Genomic DNA, 18704 nt, shown 5'->3' with positions numbered 1-18704 from the left:
CGGTCCCCTCTCCCTTCAGGGAGAGGGTTAGGGAGAGGGAAAGGACCCACCCCAAGCACCATCACATCAAGCCGAACACCCTCAACGCACCTGCACCACCACCTTCCCAACAGCCCGCCGCTGCCCGAGATGGTTGATGGCATCCCCAGCCTTCTCCAACGGATAAGTCTGCGAAACCAGCGGCTTCAACTTGCCCTCCGCGAACCACTGGAACAACTGCTGGAAGTTCGCCGCATTGTCCTGCGGCTGGCGCTGGGCGAAGGCGCCCCAGAACACGCCCACCAGCGAGGCGCCCTTGAGCAGCGGCAGGTTGGCCGGCAGCGACGGGATGGTGCCGCTGGCGAAGCCCACCACCAGCAGGCGGCCGTTCCAGGCGATGCTGCGGAAGGCTTCCTCGAACAGCTCGCCGCCCACCGGGTCGTAGATCACGTCCACGCCCTGGCCGCCGGTGATTTCCTTGAGCTTGTCCTTCAGGCTGCCTTCGCTGTAATTGACCAGCACATCCGCGCCGGCGGCCTTGGCCACTTCCAGCTTGGCGTCGCTGCTGGCCGCGGCTATCACTTTCGCGCCCATGGCCTTGCCGATTTCCACTGCCGCCAGGCCCACGCCGCCGGAGGCGCCGAGCACCAGCAGGGTCTCGCCCGGCTGCAGGTTGCCGCGCTGCTTGAGCGCGTGCATCGAGGTGCCGTAGGTCATGCCGAAGGCGGCCGCGGTGGTGAAGTCCATGCCCGCCGGGATCGGCAGCACGTTGTAGGCGCCCACCGCCACCTGTTCGGCGAAGCTGCCCCAGCCGGTCAGGGCGATGACGCGGTCGCCGGGCTTCACGTGGGAAACCTTCTCGCCCACCGCCGCGACCACGCCGGCGGCCTCGCCGCCCGGGGCGAAGGGGAAGGGCGGCTTGAACTGGTACTTGCCCTCGATGATCAGGGTATCCGGGAAGTTCACTCCGGCGGCGTGGACGTCCAGCAGCACTTCGTTCTTCTTCGGCTCGGGGCTGGCGACTTCTTCCAGCACCAGGGTTTCGGCGGGGCCGAAGGCTTTGCACAGCAAGGCTTTCATCGGAGGTACTCCTTTCGTGTAATGCCCGGCAGTGTAGGAGTGACGGGGCGGGGGGCAAATCAGTATGGTCCCGGCTTATGCCCGTGCATAACCGCCGGGCTTGGGCCGCGCGCCCGGTATGGCTATGCTTGCCGGCATCGTGCATGGAGAAGTCGCCTTGAAAGCCCTGATCGCCCTGTCGCTGGCCCTGTTCCTCAGCCCCCTGATGGCTTCCGAGGAGGCCAAGCCGGAAGACGCCAACAAACCGCTGTTCGTCGACCTCACCCCGGCCCTGGTGGGCAACTACGGCAGCGGCCCGAAACTGAAGTACTACAAGGCCGACATCGCCCTAAAGGTCACCGGCAAGGAGGCCGAGGAGAAGGTCGAGCACCACGAGCCGCTGATCCGCAACCAGCTGATCATGCTGTTCGCCCAGCAGACCGACGAGACCCTCGGCAGCGTCGAGGCCAAGGAGAAACTGCGCCAGGAGGCGCTCAAGCAGGTACAGACGGTCCTCAAAGAAGAGGAAGGGAAGCCGCTGGTGGACGATCTGCTGTTCAACAACCTGATCGTGCAGCCCTGACAAGGCACAGGTTTCGCGTGTTTTCGCCCGCTATCCAGGTCTTTTCGGGCGGCTCTGACCTGTATCAAGGCCTTTTCCCCTCCCTTCGCTGAAGATCCCTACAAGATCGCTCTGATGAGCGTTGACCAGGGGGTACGATGAAGGGAAATTCGAAACGCTGGCTGTTCCGCGGCGGCGTGCTCGCGGCCTGTGCCGTGGTCGCCGCGCTGGCCTGGCAGACGCTCAAGCCCAACGGCCTGGGCGAAGGCTTCGCCAGCGGCAACGGGCGCATCGAGGCCACCGAGGTGGACGTGGCCACCAAGCTGCCCGGCCGCGTGGCCGAGATCAAGGTGGACGAGGGCGACTTCGTCAAGACCGGCGAAGTGGTCGCGCGCATGGACACCCAGGTGCTGGAAGCGCAGCTGGCCCAGGCCCAGGCCGAGGTGCGCCGGGCGCAGAACGCCAAGCTCACCGCCGAATCCGTGGTGACCCAGCGCAACAGCGAGAAGAGCACCGCCGAGGCGGTGGTGGCTCAGCGCCAGGCCGAACTCACCGCCGCGCAGAAGCGTTTCACCCGCACCGAACAACTGGTCAGGCGCAACGCCCTGCCGCAACAGCAATTGGACGACGACCGCGCCGTGCTGCAGAGCGCCCAGGCCGCGCTGTCCGCCGCGCGCTCCCAGGTGGTCTCGGCCCAGGCCGCCATCGAGGCCGGGCGTTCCCAGGTGATCGAGGCGCAATCGGCCATCGAGGCGGCCACCGCCAGCGTCGCCCGGCTGCAGGCCGACATCGACGACAGCCTGCTGCGCGCCCCCCGCGACGGCCGCGTGCAGTACCGCGTGGCGCAGCCCGGCGAGGTGCTGGCCGCCGGCGGCAAGCTGCTCAACATGGTCGATCTGACCGACGTCTACATGACCTTCTTCCTGCCCTCGGCCCAGGCCGGCCGCGTGGAGCTTGGCCAGGAAGTGCACCTGGTGATAGACGCGGTGCCGCAGTACGTGATCCCGGCCAAGGTCTCCTACGTCGCCAGCGTCGCCCAGTTCACGCCCAAGACCGTGGAAACCGCCAACGAGCGCGAGAAGCTGATGTTCCGCGTCAAGGCGCGCCTGGACCCGGCGCTGCTGGAGAAGTACATCACCTACGTGAAGACCGGCGTGCCCGGCATGGCCTACCTGCGCCTGGACCCTGAAGCGCAATGGCCGGACAACCTGCAGATCAAGGTTCCGCAATGAGCGCCCCGCACGCCGCGGTGGCCAGCCTGGCCGGCGTGTCGCTGCGCTACGGGCAGACCCGTGCGGTGGACGACGTGAGCCTGGACATCCCGGCCAACCGCATGGTCGGCCTGATCGGCCCGGACGGCGTCGGCAAGTCCAGCCTGCTGGCGCTGATCGCCGGCGCGCGCAAGCTGCAGGACGGCCAGGTGCACGTGCTCGGCGGCGACATGCGCGACGCCCGCCACCGCCGCGCGGTGTGCCCGCGCATCGCCTACATGCCCCAGGGCCTGGGCAAGAACCTCTACCCGACGCTCTCGGTGTTCGAGAACGTCGACTTCTTCGGCCGCCTGTTCGGCCACGACAAGGCCGAGCGCGAGCGGCGCATCGCCGACCTGCTGCACAGCACCGGCCTTGCGCCCTTCGCCGAACGCCCGGCGGGCAAGCTCTCCGGCGGCATGAAGCAGAAGCTCGGGCTGTGCTGCGCGCTGATCCACGACCCCGACCTGCTGATCCTCGACGAGCCCACCACCGGCGTCGACCCGCTGTCGCGCAATCAGTTCTGGGAGCTGATCGGGCGCATCCGCGCCGGCCGCCAGGGCATGAGCGTGCTGGTGGCCACCGCCTACATGGAGGAGGCCGAGCGCTTCGACACCCTGGTGGCGATGGACGAGGGCAAGGTGCTGGCCACCGGCACCCCGGCCGAGCTGCGCGAGCACACCGGTACGCAAAGCCTGGAGGCGGCCTTCGTCGCGCTGTTGCCCGAGCGCAAACGCGCCGGCCACCACGCGCTGGTGATTCCGCCGCGCCAGCACAGCGAGGGTGCGCCGCAGATCGCCATCGAGGCCGAGGGGCTGACTTGCCGCTTCGGCGACTTCGTCGCGGTGGACCACGTCAGCTTCCGCATCGAGCGCGGGGAAATCTTCGGCTTCCTCGGCTCCAACGGCTGCGGCAAGTCCACCACCATGAAGATGCTCACCGGCCTGCTGCCGGCCAGCGAGGGCAGCTGCGCGCTGTTCGGCCAGCCGGTGAACGCCAAGGACATGGCCACCCGCCGCCGCGTGGGCTACATGTCCCAGGCCTTCTCGCTGTACGCCGAGCTGACGGTGCTGCAGAACCTGGAACTGCACGCCAAGCTGTTCCACCTGCCGAGCGAGCAGATAGGCCCGCGGGTGGAGGAAATGCTCGCCCGCTTCGACCTCGGCAAGGTCCGCGACGAGCTGCCCGACAGCCTGCCGCTGGGCATCCGCCAGCGCCTGTCGCTGGCCGTGGCGGTGATCCACAAGCCGGAAATCCTCATCCTCGACGAGCCCACCTCGGGCGTCGACCCGGTGGCCCGCGACGGCTTCTGGCAGCTGATGGTCGAGCTGTCGCGGCGCGACGGGGTGACCATCTTCATCTCCACCCACTTCATGAACGAGGCCCAGCGCTGCGACCGCATCTCGCTGATGCACGCCGGCAAGGTGCTCGACAGCGACACCCCGCAGGGCCTGATCGACAAGCGCGGTCTGCCGACCCTGGAGGCGACCTTCATCGCCTACCTGGAAGAGGCCGCCGGCAGCGCCGCGCCGCCGCCCGAGCCGCAGGCGCCGGCCAGCAGCGTCGAGCAGGCGCCGCACAAGCCGCAGCGCCAGCGCTTCAGCCCGCTGCGCCTGTTCAGCTATGCGCGGCGCGAATCCATGGAACTGCGCCGCGACCCCATCCGCCTGACCCTGGCGCTGTTGGGCACGGCGCTGCTGATGTTCATCATCGGCTACGGCATCAACATGGACGTCGAGGACCTGTCCTACGCCGTGCTCGACCGCGACCAGACCACCACCAGCCAGGCCTACGCGCTGAACATCGCCGGCTCGCGCTACTTCGTCGAGCACCCGGCGATCCGCGACCCCGACGACCTCGACCGGCGCCTGCGCAGCGGCGAGCTGAGCCTGGCGCTGGAGATCCCGCCGCACTTCGGCCGCGACCTCAAGCGCGGCGACGACCCGGCCATCGGCGTGTGGATCGACGGCGCCATGCCCACCCGCGCCAACACCGTGCAGGGCTACGTGCAGGGCCTGCACGGCAGCTACCTGGCCGAGCTGGCCCGGCAGAGCGGCAACGCCGAGGCCAGCGCGGCGGCCAGCACCGAGGTGCGCTACCGCTACAACCCCGACGTGGAGAGCCTCAAGGCCATGGTCCCGGCGGTGATCCCGCTGCTGCTGATCATGATCCCGGCGATGCTCACCGCCCTGGGCGTGGTGCGCGAGAAGGAACTGGGTTCGATCACCAACCTCTACGTCACGCCGGTGACGCGCCTGGAGTTCCTGCTCGGCAAGCAGCTGCCCTACATCGGCATGGGCATGGTCAACTTCGTGCTGATGCTGGCCATGGCGGTGCTGCTGTTCCGTGTGCCGCTCAAGGGCAGCCTGCTGGCCCTGAGCCTCGGCGCGCTGCTGTACGTGATCACCAGCACCGGCCTCGGCCTGCTGCTGTCGACCTTCATGAAGAGCCAGATCGCCGCGGTGTTCGGCACCGCCATCGCCACCATGATCCCGGCCATCCAGTTCGCCGGGCTGATCCACCCGGTGTCCTCGCTTGAGGGCGCGGCGGCGCTGATCGGCAAGCTCTACCCGACCTCGCACTTCCTGATCATCAGCCGCGGCACCTTCTCCAAGGCCCTGGGCCTGAGCGACCTGTGGCTCTACTACCTGCCGCTGCTGGCGGCCATCGGCGTGCTGACGCTGCTCAGCGTGCTCCTGTTGAAGAAGCAGGAGGACTGAGCGATGAAGAAACTGGCGAACATCTTCAACCTGGGCATCAAGGAGTTCCGCAGCCTCGGCCGCGACTACGCGATGCTGATCCTGATCGCCTGGGCCTTCACCCTGGGCGTCTACAGCTCCGCCACCGGCGTGCCGGAGACGCTGCACCACGCGCCCATCGCGGTGGTCGACGAGGACCAGTCGCAGCTCTCCTCGCGCATCGTCAACGCCTTCCAGGCACCGTACTTCCGCACGCCGGAAATGATCGGCCACGCGCAGATGGACCGCGGCATGGACACCGGCCTGTACACCTTCACCCTGGACATCCCGCCGGACTTCCAGCGCGACGTGCTGGCCGGCCGCCAGCCGGCGGTGCAGGTCAACGTCGACGCCACCCAGACCGCCCAGGCCTTCTCCGGCGCCGGCTACATCCAGAACATCATCGCCACCGAGGTGCGCGAGTTCGTCAGCCGCTACCGCAGCGAGCCGGGCATGCCGGCGGAGCTGGCGGTGCGCATGGAGTTCAACCCCAACCTGACCCAGGCCTGGTTCGGCGCGGTGATGGAGGTGATCAACCAGATCACCATGCTGTCGATCATCCTCACCGGCGCGGCGCTGATCCGCGAGCGCGAGCACGGCACCGTCGAGCACCTGCTGGTGATGCCGCTGACCGCCTTCGAGATCATGCTGGCCAAGGTCTGGTCCATGGGCGTGGTGGTGCTGGCGGCGGCCGCGCTGTCGCTGCAGCTGGTGGTGCGCGGCTGGCTGGACGTGCCGATCAGCGGTTCGCTGGCGCTGTTCCTGCTTGGCGCGGCGCTGCACCTGTTCGCCACCACCTCGATGGGCATCTTCCTCGGCACCGTGGCGCGCTCGATGCCGCAGCTGGGGCTGCTGGTGATCCTCACCCTGATGCCGCTGCAGATCCTCTCCGGCGGCACCACGCCGCGCGAGAGCATGCCGGAGCTGGTACAGAACATCATGCTGTTCGCCCCGACCACCCACTTCGTCAGCCTGGCCCAGGCCATCCTGTTCCGCGGCGCCGGGCTGGCCATCGTTTGGCCGCAACTGCTGGCGATCATTGGCATTGGCGCGGCGTTCTTCTGCGGGGCGTTGTGGCGGTTCCGCAGGACTATTTCGCAGATGGCTTGATGCTCGTGACGGGGGGCTGCCGGTTGCTTCGGTGCGAGGTTGAGCTCCGTTCCCTCTCCCTAACCCTCTCCCTGAAGGGAGAGGGGACCGTTGGGCAGAGGCGGGTGTTTTGGAGTTAGCCGGCAGCCATGGTGTTTCCGGCAGAAACCATTACTTCTCTTGGCACGGACAAGCCCCCTCTCCCTTCAGGGAGAGGGCTGGGGAGAGGGCGCTCTTGGGGATGAACACCAAGCACCCCCGACAGACCCCCGTTCGCGAGCAAGAACTAGGCGTTCCCCTCGCTCCTACGAAGAGCATCCCCACCGAGCCATCATCCCCAATCCACCCGACGACCGGCCTGCGTCCTAGCGTCGCGCCAACCCAAGAATGATCTTCCACTGCTCCTCGCTCACCGGCATCACCGACAAACGGCTGCCGCGCTGCACCAGGGCCAGCTCCTCCAGCCCGGCGGCGGCGCGGATGGTGGCCAGCGGCAGCACTTCCCTGAACGCCTCCACGAAGCTCACGTCCCGCGCGCTCCAGGGGTTCTTCTCGGCGCTGGCCTTGGCGTCGTGGTAGGGGCTCTGCGGGTCCAGCGCCGTGGGATCGGGGTAGGCCTCGCCCTCGATGCGGGCGATGCCGGCCACGCCCGGCTGCGGGCAGCTGGAGTGGTAGAAGAAGAACAGGTCGCCGGACTGCATGCTGCGCACGAAGTTGCGCGCCTGGTAGTTGCGCACGCCGTCCCAGCGCGCCTTGCCCAGGCGCTGCAGGTCATGGATCGACAGTTCGTCGGGTTCGGATTTCATCAGCCAGTGCGGCATGATCCTTGCTCCAGTTTCGCCGTTTTTGTGGGAAGCGACTGACTCCGACGACTGGACCAGGCATGGAATTGCGAGACGCTTTCCATTGTCGGAGAATGCCGCCGTTTTCAGCTTGGCACGCGCCGGACGGACCAAAAACCACCGCCGGCCATCGTTGACAGTTTGCCTGGAAGGGGGAGGCAATCGATGAAGCGTAAGCCCGATCTGTTGTGGGTGCTGGTGATTCTTTTCGGCCTGGGTGTTGTCACCACCGGTTACACCCAGAGCCTGTGGGATCGCCAGGGCGAGGTCCCGGTCCAGGTGACCAAACAGCCCTGATCCACCCCGCCGGGCGCCGCAGGGAACGCGGCGCCTAGGCGAGCGCGCCGTACCAGCCGGCGTCGCTGACGATGCCCTGCAGCGGCACATCCCAGCTGGCCAGGTCCAGCCTGTCCACCTTCTGGCACTCGTGCGCCAGGCCCAAAAGTGTCGGTTTGCGCCAGATTTTGCGCCTGCCCAGGTACGCCAGGGTTCGGTCGTAGAAACCCTTGCCCATGCCCAAGCGCCCACCCCGTTCGTCGAAACCCACCAGCGGCAGCAGCACCAGGTCCAGCGCCCAGGGCTCGCGTTGGCGGCCACGGTCCGGCAACGGCTCGGCGATGCCGTAGCGGTTTTTCCGCCAGCGCTCGCCGTTGCCGACGCGCTGGAAGGTCATGTGGGTGTGCGGCCAGCGGCTGAGCACCGGCAGGTAGGTGGCCTTGCCGCGTTTCTGCGCGGCCTCGAGCAGCGGGCGCGGGTCGATCTCGCCGTCGGCGGGCAGGTACAGGGCGATGTGGCGGGCGCGGCGGAACAGCGGGTGTTGCGCCATGCGGCGCTGCAGGTCGCGGGCGGCCTGGCGTTGCTGTTGCGCGCTGAGCTTGCGGCGGGCCTGGCGCAGCAGACGGCGCAGGGCGGCGCGGGAAAGGTCTTGGGCGTGGATCATGGTAGGAGGAAAGCTCCCCGGACATGCCGCTGTCGGGTTAGCCCTTGAACCCGAAAGTTCAAGGTGGCGGTTGCAGTAGGCTTTAAGGCTTTCCGTCGTGCGGACATGCACACCAGCCCAACTGGCAACCTCCGTTGTTGCGATTATCGGCTCAGGGACATCACCGACTGGCCAACACACCAGGGAGCGTGGCCAGTATACCCCAGGGTTTTCTCCGGGGTCAGTCTTCCCGCCCGGGCTGATCGGTGGTAAGGGCGCGGTCCACGCGCTCGAGCAGTTCGCGCACGCGCTCGCGGGTGCTGCTGTGCTCGTTGTCCATGCGCTCCTGCTTGTGCAGCAGGTCGTGGGTGATGTTCAGCGCGGCCATCACGGCGACGCGGTCGGCGCCGATGACCTTCCCGCTCGAGCGGATCTCGCGCATCTTGCTGTCCAGGTAGCGCGCGGCGCTTTCCAGGTTGACGCGCTCCTCGGCGGGGCAGGTGATGCAGTATTCCTTGTCGAGAATCTGCACGTTCAGGGTGTTCGTCTGGCTCATGAGTCCTGCTCCAGGGCTTTCAGGCGCAAAATCATCGCTTCGACCTTGTGGCGCGCCAATTCGTTCTTCTCGATCAGATGAGCGCGCTCTTCGCGCCAGCTCTTCTCGTTGGCCCGCAGCAGCCGGTTCTCCGCCTTGAGCTGTTCCAGGCGCTGGAGCAGGAGGTCGAATTTGGCGATCAGCGTTTGCAGGTCGGCGTCTTCCATGGGCTCTCGCTTGGGCAAGGGGATGACCGGAAACTATACAAGGTACGGCACCGCACGGGGCTGCCCGACATGCCGTCGCATGGTCTGAGCGCGCCCGGCGGTGCTAGGATAGCCACTCTCATTCTATGCATAGCGCCTGGTGGCGCCTAGCGTCGATATTCAGGTCCCGCGCATGTCCACAGTAAATTCCGCCTACACCGCTTTCGCCAACCTGCTCGCCGAGGCGGCCCTGCCGATCTCCCCGGCGGAATTGCACGGCCACCTGCTCGGGCGCGTCTGCGCCGGCGCCGGCTTCGACCAGGGCGAGTGGCTGCAGGCCGCTTCCGAACTGCTCGGCGGCGAACTCGGCGAACGCCTGCAGGCGGCCCTGGGCGGCCTGCTGGGCATGGTCCAGCAGGACCTGAGCGCCGGCGAGATGGCCGTGGTGCTGATGCTGCCCAACGACGACGCCCCCTTGGCCGAGCGCGCCCAGGCCCTGGGCCAGTGGTGCCAGGGCTTCCTCGCCGGCTTTGGCCTGGCGCTGCGCCAGGCCAGCCTGTCCGACGAGGCCGACGAAGTGCTCCAGGACATCGCCGCCATCGCCCAGGTCCAGGGCCAGCTGGAAGAGTCCGAGGACGGCGAGACGGACTACATGGAAGTCCAGGAATACCTGCGGGTCGCCCCGCTGCTGCTGTTCTCCGAATTCGGCAAGGTGCCGGCGCCGGCCGACAAACCCTCCCTGCACTGAGGTAGCTGCATGATCCGTATCGCCAAACCGGAATACGCCCGTCGGCGCAAGGCGCTGATGGCGCAGATGGAGCCCAACAGCATCGCCATCCTGCCCGCGGCGCCGATGTACATCCGCAACCGCGACGTCGAGCACGTCTACCGCCAGGACAGCGACTTCCAGTACCTCACCGGCTTCCCCGAGCCGGAAGCGGTGATGGCGCTGATCCCCGGCCGCGAGCACGGCGAATACGTACTGTTCTGCCGCGAGCGCGACCCCGAGCGCGAGCTGTGGGACGGCCTGCGCGCCGGCCAGGACGGCGCGATCAGGGACTTCGGCGCCGACGACGCCTTCCCCATCGGCGACATCGACGACATCCTCCCCGGCCTGATCGAGGGCCGCGACCGCGTCTACTACGCGCTGGGCGCCAACCCCGAGTTCGACCGCCGGCTGATGGACTGGATCAACGTGATCCGCTCCAAGGCCCGCCAGGGCGCGCAGCCGCCGAACGAGTTCGTCGCCCTCGACCACCTGCTGCACGACCTGCGCCTGTACAAGAGCGCCGGCGAAGTGAAGGTGATGCGCTACGCCGCCGAGGTCTCCTGCGGCGCCCACATCCGCGCCATGCAGGCCTGCCGGCCGGGGCTCTACGAATACCACCTGGAGGCGGAGCTGGAATACGCCTTCCGCCTGGGCGGGGCGAAGATGCCGGCCTACGGCTCGATCGTCGCCGCCGGGCGCAACGCCTGCATCCTGCACTACCGGGAGAACGACGCGCAGATCAAGGACGGCGACCTGATCCTGATCGACGCCGGCTGCGAGATCGACTGCTACGCCAGCGACATCACCCGCACCTTCCCGGCCAACGGCGTGTTCAGCCCCGAGCAGAAGGCCATCTACGAGCTGGTGCTGGAGGCCAACATGGCCGCCTTCGACTACATCGCCCCCGGCCGCCACTGGAACGAGGCCCACGAGGCTACCGTGCGCGTCATCACCGCCGGCCTGGTGAAGCTCGGCCTGCTCAAGGGCGACGTCGACGAACTGATCGCCAGCGAAGCCTACAAGGCCTTCTACATGCACCGCGCCGGCCACTGGCTGGGCATGGACGTGCACGACGTCGGCGAATACCGCGTCGGCGGCGAATGGCGCGTGCTCGAGCCGGGCATGTCGATGACCGTCGAGCCGGGCATCTACATCGCGCCGGACAACACCGATGTGCCGAAGAAGTGGCGCGGCATCGGCGTGCGCATCGAGGACGACGTGGTGGTGACCAGGAGCGGCTGCGAAGTGCTGACCAACGGCGTGCCCAAGACCGTCGCCGCCATCGAGGCGCTGATGGCCGAAGCCAAGGCCCAGGCGGCCTGAGATGCAGCGCGCGAACCTGGCGATCATCGGCGGCGGCCTGGTCGGCGCCAGCCTGGCGCTGATCCTGCAGGCCGGCGCCCGCGAGCGCGGCTGGCGCATCGTGCTCATCGAGCCGTTCGCCCCCGGCGACGCCTACCAGCCCAGCTATGACGCCCGTTCCTCGGCGCTGTCCTTCGGCAGCCGGCAGATCTACGAACGCCTCGGCCTGTGGCAGCGCATCGCCCAGCGCGGCGAGCCGATCAGCCAGATCCACGTGTCCGACCGCGGGCGCTTCGGCTCCGCGCGCCTGACCGCAATGGAGGAGGGTGTGCCGGCGCTGGGCTACGTGGTGGAGAACGCCTGGCTCGGCCAGTGCCTGTGGCAGGCCCTGGACCACGAGGTGGTGAGCTGGCGCTGCCCGGCCGAAGTGCGCCGCATGCAGGCGCTGGACGACGGCTACCGGCTGACCCTGGACGACGACTCTATCCTGGATTGCGACCTCGCCGTGCTCGCCGACGGCGGCCGCTCCGGCCTGCGTGAGCAGCTGGGCATCGGCGTGCGCGAGGCGCCCTACGGGCAGACCGCGCTGATCGCCAACGTCAGCCCCAGCGAGGAACACCGCGGCCAGGCCTTCGAACGCTTCACCGAACAGGGGCCCATGGCCCTGCTGCCGCTGCCGGACAACCGCTGCGCGCTGGTCTGGACGCGCCCGCCGCGCGACGCCGAGCGCCTGCGCGAGCTGCCCGAGCGGCAGTTCCTCGACGAGTTGCAGGCAGCCTTCGGCTACCGCCTGGGCGGCTTCCGCCAGGTTGGCGCGCGCTACTGCTACCCGCTGACCCTCAGCGAGGCCGAGGAGCAGGTGCGCCCGCATCTGGTGGTGCTGGGCAACGCCGCCCACAGCCTGCACCCCATCGCCGGGCAGGGCTTCAACCTATCGCTGCGCGATGCCCAGGCCCTGGCCGACCAGTTGCTCGGCGCCGACGCCGCGCCCGGCGACTTCGCCGTGCTGCAGCGCTACCTGGAAGGCCAGCGCCTGGACCAGCAGATGACCGTCGGCTTCTCCGACCGCGTCACCCGCCTGTTCTCCAACGCCCAGCCGGTGCTGGCCACCGGGCGCAACCTGGGCCTGCTCGGCCTCGACCTGCTGCCGCCGGCCAAGCGCTGGTTCGCCCGCCAGGCCATGGGCCTGGGCGCGCGGCCGGTCTAGGGAGCGGCGATGTCCTCAGGCAAGATGGCCCGCCGCGCCCGCCTGCTGCGCTTCGGCCTCAACCTCTACCCGCCCTACCTCGGCGCCGGCGTGCGGGTGCGCCACATCGCTCCGGATTTTCGCGAGGTGCGGGTGAAGATGGTGCTGTCGTGGTTCAACCGCAACTACGTCGGCACCCAGTTCGGCGGCAGCCTGTACAGCATGACCGACCCCTTCTTCATGCTCATGCTGATGGAGAACCTGGGGCGCGACTACATCGTCTGGGACAAGGCCGCCAACATCGAATTCATCACCCCGGGCAAGGGGCCGGTGTACGCCGAGTTCCGCATCGACCAGCAGCTGCTGGACGAAGTCCGGGCGCAGACCGCCGACGGCGGCAAGTACCTGCCCAAGCTGCACGCCGAGGTGCGCGACGGCGAGGGCACGCTGGTCGCGCGGGTGCAGAAGACCCTCTACATCAGGCTCAAGCCGCGCTTGCGCAAGGCCGGCTGACGACATGGAAAAAGGAATGCAGATGCACGCGGATCTGGTGATTGTCGGGGCGGGGATGGTCGGCAGCGCGCTGGCCCTGGCGTTGCAGGGCAGTGGCCTGGAAATCCTCCTGCTCGACGGCTCGCCGCTGAGCGTGAAGCCCTTCGACCGCGCGGCGCGCTTCGAGCCGCGGGTCAGCGCCCTGTCCGAGGCCAGCCGGCGCATCCTCCAGCGCCTGCACGCCTGGGACGGCATCCTCGCGCGGCGCGCCGAGCCCTATCGCGAGATGCACGTATGGGACGGCTCCGGCACCGGGCAGGTGCACTTCAGCGCGGCCAGCGTGCACGCCGAGGTGCTCGGCCACATCGTCGAGAACCGCGTGGTGCAGGACGCCCTGCTGGAGCGCCTGCACGACACCACCCTCGGCCTGCTGCCCGGCGCGCGCCTGGAGCAGCTTCGCCACTCCGGCGACGACTGGTTGCTGACCCTGGCCGACGGCCGGCAGATCCGCACGCCGCTGGTGGTCGCCGCCGACGGCGCCAACTCCGCCGTGCGCCGCCTGGCCGGCTGCGCCACCCGCGAGTGGGACTACCTGCACCACGCCATCGTCACCAGCGTGCGCTGCGAGAAACCGCACCAGGCCACCGCCTGGCAGCGCTTCACCGACGACGGCCCGCTGGCCTTCCTGCCGCTGTCCCGCGAGGGCGACAGGCACTGGTGCTCGATCGTCTGGTCGACCACCCCGGAACAGGCCGAACGCCTGATGGCGCTGGACGACGACGGCTTCCGCGAAGCCCTCGGCCGGGCCTTCGAGCATTGCCTGGGCGGCATCGAGCAGGTCGACCCGCGCCTGTGCATCCCGCTGCGCCAGCGCCACGCCAAGCGCTACGTGGAACCGGGCCTGGCGCTGATCGGCGATGCCGCGCACACCATCCACCCGCTGGCCGGGCAGGGCGTCAACCTGGGCTTTCTCGACGCCGCGGTGCTGGCCGAGGTGCTGATGCACGCCCACGCCCGTGGCGAGCGCATCGCCGACGAGCGCGTGCTGAGCCGCTTCGAGCGCCGGCGGATGCCGCACAACCTGGCGATGATGGCGGCGATGGAAGGCTTCCAGCGCCTGTTCCAGGCCGACCCGCTGCCGGTGCGCTGGCTGCGCAACGCCGGCCTGCGCCTGGTCGACCGCCACCACGAGGCCAAGGGCCTGTTCGTCCGCCAGGCCCTGGGCCTGTCCGGCGACCTGCCGACGCTGGCGCGGGTCTGAGGCGCCGCGACCCCGTGTCGCGGCGTGGTGAAACACCCGGTCACAAAGGTCGGCTCCGGGGCTAAATGAGGTTCCTTATCATCTGGAACCTCATTCCGCTGCCCAGGAGCCGCCAGCATGTCGGTACGCAAAGGCCTTCTCGCTTCCCTCGCCCTCGCCGCACTGGCGGGCACCGCCCAGGCCGCCGACGAGGTGGTGGTCTACTCCTCGCGCATCGACGAGCTGATCAAGCCGGTGTTCGATGCCTACACGAAGAAGACCGGCGTGCAGGTCAAGTTCATCACCGACAAGGAAGCGCCGCTGATGGCGCGGATCAAGGCCGAGGGCGCCAACACCCCGGCCGACCTGCTGCTCACCGTGGACGCCGGCAACCTCTGGCAGGCCGAGAAGATGGGCATCCTGCAGCCGTTCGATTCGCCGACCCTCGACGCCAACATTCCCCCGCAGTACCGCTCCGGCACCGACAGCTGGACCGGCCTGTCGCTGCGCGCGCGGACCATCGCCTACTCCACCCAGCGGGTGAAGCCGGAGGAGCTGAGCACCTACGAGGCCCTGGCCGACAAGCAGTGGGAAGGCCGCCTGTGCCTGCGCACGGCGAAGAAGGTCTACAACCAGTCGCTGACCGCCACCCTGATCGAGACCCACGGCGAGCAGAAGACCGAGCAGATCCTCAAGGGCTGGGTGGGCAACCTGGCCACCGACGTGTTCTCCGACGACACCGCGCTGCTCCAGGCCATCGCCGCCGGCCAGTGCGACGTCGGTATCGTCAACACCTACTACTACGGGCGCCTGCACAAGCAGAAGCCGGACCTGCCGGTGAAGCTGTTCTGGCCGAACCAGGGCGACCGCGGCGTGCACGTCAACCTCTCGGGCATCGGCCTGACCAGGCACGCGCCGCACCCGGCGCAGGCCAAGGCCTTGGTGGAGTGGATGACCGGCCCCGACGCCCAGGCGCTGTTCGCCTCGCTGAACCAGGAGTTCCCGGCCAACCCTAAGGTCGCGCCCTCGGAGGAAGTGGCGGCCTGGGGCAGCTTCAAGGCCGACAGCATCCCGGTGGAAGTCGCCGGCAAGCGCCAGGCCGAAGCCATCAAGCTGATGGACCGGGCCGGTTGGAATTGACCAGGAGCCGGAAGCCGGAAGCTGGAGGCTGGAGGTCGGCGTGGACCTGGCCTCCAGCTTCCGGCTTCTAGCTTCCAGCTAATCACTTATGCGCTGGTACCCCATCAGCTTCTCCATCGCCGCCCTGGTGGCGTTGCCGCTCATCGTGCTGGCGCTGAGCTGGGGCGAGATCGACGCGGAAATCTGGGCGCACCTGTGGGACACCCAGCTGCCGCGCCTGCTGGGCAACAGCCTGGTGCTGGTGCTCGGCGTCGGCATCGGCGTGACCCTGCTGGGCACCAGCCTGGCCTGGCTCACCGCGCTCTGCGAGTTCCCCGGGCGGCGCTGGCTGGACTGGGCGCTGATGCTGCCCTTCGCCATCCCTGCCTACGTGCTGGCGTTCGTCTTCGTCGGCCTGCTGGACTTCGCCGGGCCCTTGCAGACGCTGCTGCGCGAATGGTTCGGCAGCGGCCTGCGGCTGCCCCGGGTGCGTTCCACCGGCGGGGTGATCCTGGTCCTGGTGCTGGTCTTCTACCCCTACGTCTACCTGCTGGCGCGCGGCGCCTTCCTGGCCCAGGGCCGCGGCCTCACCGAGGCGGCGCGGGTGCTCGGGCTGTCGCCCTGGCAGGCCTTCTGGCGCGTGGCGCTGCCCATGGCGCGGCCGGCCATCGGCGCCGGGCTGGCGCTGGCGATCATGGAGACACTGGCCGACTTCGGCGCCGTCTCGGTGTTCAACTTCGACACCTTCACCACCGCCATCTACAAGACCTGGTACGGCTTCTACAGCCTGTCCAGCGCCACCCAGCTGGCCAGCCTGCTGCTGCTCGGGGTGTTCCTGGTGGTGCTCGGCGAGCGCCATAGCCGCGGCCGCGTCGTGGCCAGCAGCGAGAAGCCGCGCACCGCGCCGCTGTACCGCCTGCGCGGGTTCAAGGCCTTCGCCGCCAGCGCCTGGTGCGGCCTGGTGTTCGCCTGTGCCTTCGCCATTCCCCTGGCGCAGCTGCTGGCCTGGTGCTGGCAGCGCGGCCGCTTCGACCTCGACGAGCGCTACTGGGGCCTGCTCTGGCACAGCCTCGGTCTGGGCGCCACGGCGGCGGCGCTGTGCGTGGCGGTCGGCCTGCTGCTGGCCTTCGCCCGCCGGCAGACGCCGGCGAGGCCGGTGCGCGCCGCGGTGGGCCTGGCCAACCTCGGCTACGCGGTGCCCGGCTCGGTGCTGGCGGTGGCGATCATGCTGGCCTTCAGCTGGCTCGACAACCACTGGGTGATCCCGCTCTCCAGCGCCCTGGGCGGCGCCGGCAAGCCGCTGCTGCTGGGCAGCCTGGGGGCGCTGTTGCTGGCCTACCTGATCCGCTTCCTGGCGGTGGCCGAAGGCCCGCTGGAAAGCACCCTGATGCGCATCCGCCCGTCCTTCGCCGAGGCTTCGCGCAGCCTCGGCGTGGCCGGGCCGGCGCTGTTCGCCCGCGTCTACCTGCCGCTGCTGGCGCCGGGGCTGATGAGCGCCGCGCTGCTGGTGTTCGTCGACGTATTGAAGGAAATGCCGGCTACCCTGCTGATGCGTCCCTTCGGCTGGGACACCCTGGCGGTGCGCATCTTCGAGATGACCAGCGAGGGCGAATGGGCCCGCGCCGCGCTGCCGGCGCTGAGCCTGGTGCTGGCCGGGCTGCTGCCGGTGGTGCTGCTGATCCGCCGTTCCGCGGCCAGCGCGGCGGGGCGCGACTCGACCGTCGGCCGAGGTGTCCAGGCACCGGCCTAGCGGCTACAATGCGCCGGTTTCGTGCGGGCCGCCCTCGCGCTCCGCATCTGCCATTCCCGGAAGGAGAACACCCATGGGACAGCGCACCCCGCTCTACGACCTGCATGTCGCCCTCGGCGCGAAAATCGTCGATTTCGGCGGTTGGGACATGCCCCTGCACTATGGTTCGCAGGTCGAAGAGCACCACCAGGTCCGCCGTGACTGCGGCGTGTTCGACGTCTCCCACATGACCGTGGTCGACGTCACCGGCCCGCAGTCCAGGGAATACCTGCAACGCCTGCTCGCCAACGACGTCGAGCGCCTGCAGGTGCCCGGCAAGGCGCTGTACAGCGCCATGCTCAACGAGCGCGGCGGGGTGGTCGACGACCTCATCGTCTACCTGGGCGTGTACGGCTACCGCGTGGTGGTCAACGCCGCCACCCGCGAGAAGGACCTGGCCTGGATGCAGGCCCACACCGAGGGCTTCGAGGTCCAGCTGCAGGCGCGCCCGGACCTGGCCATGCTGGCCGTCCAGGGCCCCAACGCGCGGGACAAGACCGCCGAGTTGGTGAGCCCCTCCCGCGCCACCCTGATCCGCGAACTCAAGCCGTTCCAGGGCAAGGCCGACGGCGACTGGTTCATCGCCCGCACCGGCTATACCGGCGAGGACGGCCTGGAGATCATGCTGCCCGCCGCCGAGGCGCCGGGCTTCCTCAACGAACTGGTCGGCGCCGGCATTTCCCCCGCCGGCCTGGGCGCGCGCGATACCCTGCGCCTGGAAGCCGGGATGAACCTCTACGGCCAGGACATGGACGAAGAGATTTCGCCCCTGGCCGCCAACATGGGCTGGACCATCGCCTGGGAACCGGCCGGGCGCGACTTCATCGGCCGCCAGGCCCTGGAAGCCCAGCGCGCCGCCGGCGACCAGCCGAAGCTGGTCGGCCTGGTGCTGGAGGAGCGCGGCGTGCTGCGCGCCCATCAGGTGGTGCGGGTGGCCGGCATCGGCGAGGGCGAGATCACCAGCGGCAGCTTCTCCCCGACCCTCGGCAAGTCCATCGCCCTGGCCCGCCTGCCGGCGGCCACCGGCGACCGCGCCGAGGTGGAAATCCGTGGCAAGTGGTACCCGGTGCGCGTCGTTCAGCCGAATTTCGTGCGTCATGGCAAGGCCCTGATCTAAATTGCATAGGCGACCCGTCGTCGCCGCTGCCCCGTCCCCGAGGAAAACAAGATGAGCAACATTCCCGCCGACCTGCGTTACGCCGCCAGCCACGAGTGGGCGCGCCTGGAAGCCGACGGTACCGTCACCGTGGGCATCTCCGACCATGCCCAGGAAGCCCTGGGCGACGTGGTCTTCGTCGAGCTGCCGGAACTCGGCAAGCAACTCAATGCTGGCCAGGAAGCCGGCGTGGTGGAGTCGGTCAAGGCCGCCTCCGACATCTACGCCCCGGTCGGTGGCGAGGTGATCGCCATCAACGAGGTCCTGGCCGACACCCCCGAGGAAGTCAACAACGACCCCTACGGCTCCTGGTTCTTCAAGCTCAAGCCGAGCAACCCGGCCGAGCTGGACAAGCTGCTCGACGCCGCCGGCTACCAGGCCGCCTGCGACGCGGACGCCTGATCGCCGCGCCGAACCCCCAAGGCCCCGCTCAGTCGGGGCCTTGTTCTTCCCGCCTGGCCTATCCTGTGTG

The 18704-nt window shown here is 68.8% G+C and carries 19 protein-coding genes and 1 other RNA gene; 14 read left to right on the top strand and 6 right to left on the bottom strand.

The window, feature by feature from the left end:
* Window positions 1-81 precede the first annotated feature (81 nt).
* Window positions 82-1059: an NADPH:quinone oxidoreductase family protein gene (locus IG194_RS11380; protein WP_058487733.1), complete on the bottom strand. Its 978-nt coding sequence runs from the start codon at window positions 1057-1059 to the stop codon at window positions 82-84.
* 157 nt (window positions 1060-1216) lie between these two features.
* Here IG194_RS11380 and IG194_RS11375 point away from each other — a divergent pair, with 157 nt between their 5' ends.
* From IG194_RS11375 to IG194_RS11360, 4 genes are all read left to right on the top strand, one after another.
* Complete coding sequence (locus tag IG194_RS11375) at window positions 1217-1621, top strand: flagellar basal body-associated protein FliL (RefSeq protein ID WP_058072639.1); 405 nt, start codon at window positions 1217-1219, stop codon at window positions 1619-1621.
* A gap of 137 nt (window positions 1622-1758) precedes the next feature.
* The gene (locus IG194_RS11370) at window positions 1759-2832 is read left to right on the top strand and encodes an HlyD family secretion protein (RefSeq protein WP_058487732.1); all 1074 of its coding nucleotides are present in this window, start codon (window positions 1759-1761) and stop codon (window positions 2830-2832) included.
* Window positions 2829-5570, top strand: a complete 2742-nt coding sequence (gene rbbA / locus IG194_RS11365; RefSeq protein WP_058487731.1) for a ribosome-associated ATPase/putative transporter RbbA — start codon at window positions 2829-2831, stop codon at window positions 5568-5570. Before IG194_RS11370 ends, rbbA begins: the two co-directional genes overlap by 4 nt.
* Window positions 5571-5573: 3 nt before the next feature.
* Entirely contained in the window at window positions 5574-6698 is a 1125-nt protein-coding gene (locus IG194_RS11360; RefSeq protein WP_058487730.1) for an ABC transporter permease, read from the top strand.
* A gap of 344 nt (window positions 6699-7042) precedes the next feature.
* Here the strand turns inward: IG194_RS11360 and IG194_RS11355 are convergent, their stop codons facing one another.
* On the bottom strand, window positions 7043-7498 hold the full coding sequence (locus tag IG194_RS11355; protein ID WP_058487729.1) for an EVE domain-containing protein: 456 nt from the start codon (window positions 7496-7498) through the stop codon (window positions 7043-7045).
* A 186-nt stretch (window positions 7499-7684) separates the two neighbouring features.
* Between IG194_RS11355 and IG194_RS33035 the strand changes: the two genes are divergently transcribed.
* Window positions 7685-7816 (top strand): hypothetical protein, encoded by a 132-nt coding sequence (locus tag IG194_RS33035; RefSeq protein WP_009615095.1) that lies wholly within the window; start codon window positions 7685-7687, stop codon window positions 7814-7816.
* 34 nt (window positions 7817-7850) lie between these two features.
* On the opposite strand, the gene IG194_RS11350 is transcribed toward IG194_RS33035, so the two are convergent.
* From IG194_RS11350 to IG194_RS11335, 4 genes are all read right to left on the bottom strand, one after another.
* Window positions 7851-8459, bottom strand: a complete 609-nt coding sequence (locus IG194_RS11350) for a 5-formyltetrahydrofolate cyclo-ligase (protein WP_043316421.1) — start codon at window positions 8457-8459, stop codon at window positions 7851-7853.
* Between the two features lie 10 nt (window positions 8460-8469).
* Window positions 8470-8648: non-coding RNA, 6S RNA (gene ssrS, locus IG194_RS11345), on the bottom strand.
* A gap of 31 nt (window positions 8649-8679) precedes the next feature.
* The gene (locus IG194_RS11340) at window positions 8680-8994 is read right to left on the bottom strand and encodes a cell division protein ZapA (protein ID WP_009615099.1); all 315 of its coding nucleotides are present in this window, start codon (window positions 8992-8994) and stop codon (window positions 8680-8682) included.
* The gene (locus IG194_RS11335; protein WP_009615100.1) at window positions 8991-9200 is read right to left on the bottom strand and encodes a TIGR02449 family protein; all 210 of its coding nucleotides are present in this window, start codon (window positions 9198-9200) and stop codon (window positions 8991-8993) included. Before IG194_RS11335 ends, IG194_RS11340 begins: the two co-directional genes overlap by 4 nt.
* A 172-nt stretch (window positions 9201-9372) precedes the next feature.
* Between IG194_RS11335 and IG194_RS11330 the strand changes: the two genes are divergently transcribed.
* From IG194_RS11330 to gcvH, 9 genes are all read left to right on the top strand, one after another.
* The gene (locus IG194_RS11330) at window positions 9373-9927 is read left to right on the top strand and encodes a UPF0149 family protein (protein WP_058487728.1); all 555 of its coding nucleotides are present in this window, start codon (window positions 9373-9375) and stop codon (window positions 9925-9927) included.
* Between the two features lie 9 nt (window positions 9928-9936).
* Window positions 9937-11271 carry a Xaa-Pro aminopeptidase gene (pepP, locus tag IG194_RS11325; RefSeq protein WP_043316423.1) on the top strand — a complete coding sequence of 445 codons (1335 nt, stop codon included), beginning with the start codon at window positions 9937-9939 and terminating at the stop codon, window positions 11269-11271.
* A gap of 1 nt (window position 11272) precedes the next feature.
* Window positions 11273-12457, top strand: a complete 1185-nt coding sequence (gene ubiH, locus IG194_RS11320) for a 2-octaprenyl-6-methoxyphenyl hydroxylase (protein ID WP_009615106.1) — start codon at window positions 11273-11275, stop codon at window positions 12455-12457.
* Between the two features lie 9 nt (window positions 12458-12466).
* The gene (locus tag IG194_RS11315; RefSeq protein WP_009615108.1) at window positions 12467-12949 is read left to right on the top strand and encodes a DUF4442 domain-containing protein; all 483 of its coding nucleotides are present in this window, start codon (window positions 12467-12469) and stop codon (window positions 12947-12949) included.
* 22 nt (window positions 12950-12971) lie between these two features.
* Window positions 12972-14189, top strand: a complete 1218-nt coding sequence (locus IG194_RS11310; protein WP_082996313.1) for a 2-octaprenyl-3-methyl-6-methoxy-1,4-benzoquinol hydroxylase — start codon at window positions 12972-12974, stop codon at window positions 14187-14189.
* Between the two features lie 117 nt (window positions 14190-14306).
* Window positions 14307-15308, top strand: a complete 1002-nt coding sequence (locus tag IG194_RS11305; protein WP_058487726.1) for an extracellular solute-binding protein — start codon at window positions 14307-14309, stop codon at window positions 15306-15308.
* An 88-nt stretch (window positions 15309-15396) separates the two neighbouring features.
* Complete coding sequence (locus tag IG194_RS11300) at window positions 15397-17037, top strand: ABC transporter permease (protein WP_058487725.1); 1641 nt, start codon at window positions 15397-15399, stop codon at window positions 17035-17037.
* 73 nt (window positions 17038-17110) lie between these two features.
* The gene (gcvT, locus tag IG194_RS11295) at window positions 17111-18193 is read left to right on the top strand and encodes a glycine cleavage system aminomethyltransferase GcvT (protein ID WP_043269594.1); all 1083 of its coding nucleotides are present in this window, start codon (window positions 17111-17113) and stop codon (window positions 18191-18193) included.
* A gap of 51 nt (window positions 18194-18244) precedes the next feature.
* Entirely contained in the window at window positions 18245-18634 is a 390-nt protein-coding gene (gene gcvH / locus IG194_RS11290) for a glycine cleavage system protein GcvH (RefSeq protein ID WP_009615120.1), read from the top strand.
* Window positions 18635-18704 lie beyond the last annotated feature (70 nt).

This window comes from Pseudomonas sp. ADPe (genome assembly GCF_014843515.1).
In the GTDB taxonomy this organism is placed as follows: Bacteria; Pseudomonadota; Gammaproteobacteria; order Pseudomonadales; family Pseudomonadaceae; genus Pseudomonas; species Pseudomonas citronellolis.
Note: the sequence above shows the minus strand (reverse complement) of the source record. Positions and strands in the feature narration are given on the sequence as shown.

Coding starts and splice junctions, on each gene's coding strand:
- IG194_RS33035 (WP_009615095.1), top strand. CDS start 7,685: ATGAAGCGTAAGCCCGATCTGTTGTGGGTGCTGGTGATTCTTTTCGGC.
- IG194_RS11370 (WP_058487732.1), top strand. CDS start 1,759: ATGAAGGGAAATTCGAAACGCTGGCTGTTCCGCGGCGGCGTGCTCGCG.
- IG194_RS11330 (WP_058487728.1), top strand. CDS start 9,373: ATGTCCACAGTAAATTCCGCCTACACCGCTTTCGCCAACCTGCTCGCC.
- IG194_RS11380 (WP_058487733.1), bottom strand. CDS start 1,059: ATGAAAGCCTTGCTGTGCAAAGCCTTCGGCCCCGCCGAAACCCTGGTG.
- IG194_RS11350 (WP_043316421.1), bottom strand. CDS start 8,459: ATGATCCACGCCCAAGACCTTTCCCGCGCCGCCCTGCGCCGTCTGCTG.
- IG194_RS11335 (WP_009615100.1), bottom strand. CDS start 9,200: ATGGAAGACGCCGACCTGCAAACGCTGATCGCCAAATTCGACCTCCTG.
- IG194_RS11305 (WP_058487726.1), top strand. CDS start 14,307: ATGTCGGTACGCAAAGGCCTTCTCGCTTCCCTCGCCCTCGCCGCACTG.
- IG194_RS11360 (WP_058487730.1), top strand. CDS start 5,574: ATGAAGAAACTGGCGAACATCTTCAACCTGGGCATCAAGGAGTTCCGC.
- pepP (WP_043316423.1), top strand. CDS start 9,937: ATGATCCGTATCGCCAAACCGGAATACGCCCGTCGGCGCAAGGCGCTG.
- IG194_RS11300 (WP_058487725.1), top strand. CDS start 15,397: ATGCGCTGGTACCCCATCAGCTTCTCCATCGCCGCCCTGGTGGCGTTG.
- IG194_RS11355 (WP_058487729.1), bottom strand. CDS start 7,498: ATGCCGCACTGGCTGATGAAATCCGAACCCGACGAACTGTCGATCCAT.
- IG194_RS11340 (WP_009615099.1), bottom strand. CDS start 8,994: ATGAGCCAGACGAACACCCTGAACGTGCAGATTCTCGACAAGGAATAC.
- rbbA (WP_058487731.1), top strand. CDS start 2,829: ATGAGCGCCCCGCACGCCGCGGTGGCCAGCCTGGCCGGCGTGTCGCTG.
- gcvT (WP_043269594.1), top strand. CDS start 17,111: ATGGGACAGCGCACCCCGCTCTACGACCTGCATGTCGCCCTCGGCGCG.
- IG194_RS11310 (WP_082996313.1), top strand. CDS start 12,972: ATGCACGCGGATCTGGTGATTGTCGGGGCGGGGATGGTCGGCAGCGCG.
- ubiH (WP_009615106.1), top strand. CDS start 11,273: ATGCAGCGCGCGAACCTGGCGATCATCGGCGGCGGCCTGGTCGGCGCC.
- IG194_RS11315 (WP_009615108.1), top strand. CDS start 12,467: ATGTCCTCAGGCAAGATGGCCCGCCGCGCCCGCCTGCTGCGCTTCGGC.
- gcvH (WP_009615120.1), top strand. CDS start 18,245: ATGAGCAACATTCCCGCCGACCTGCGTTACGCCGCCAGCCACGAGTGG.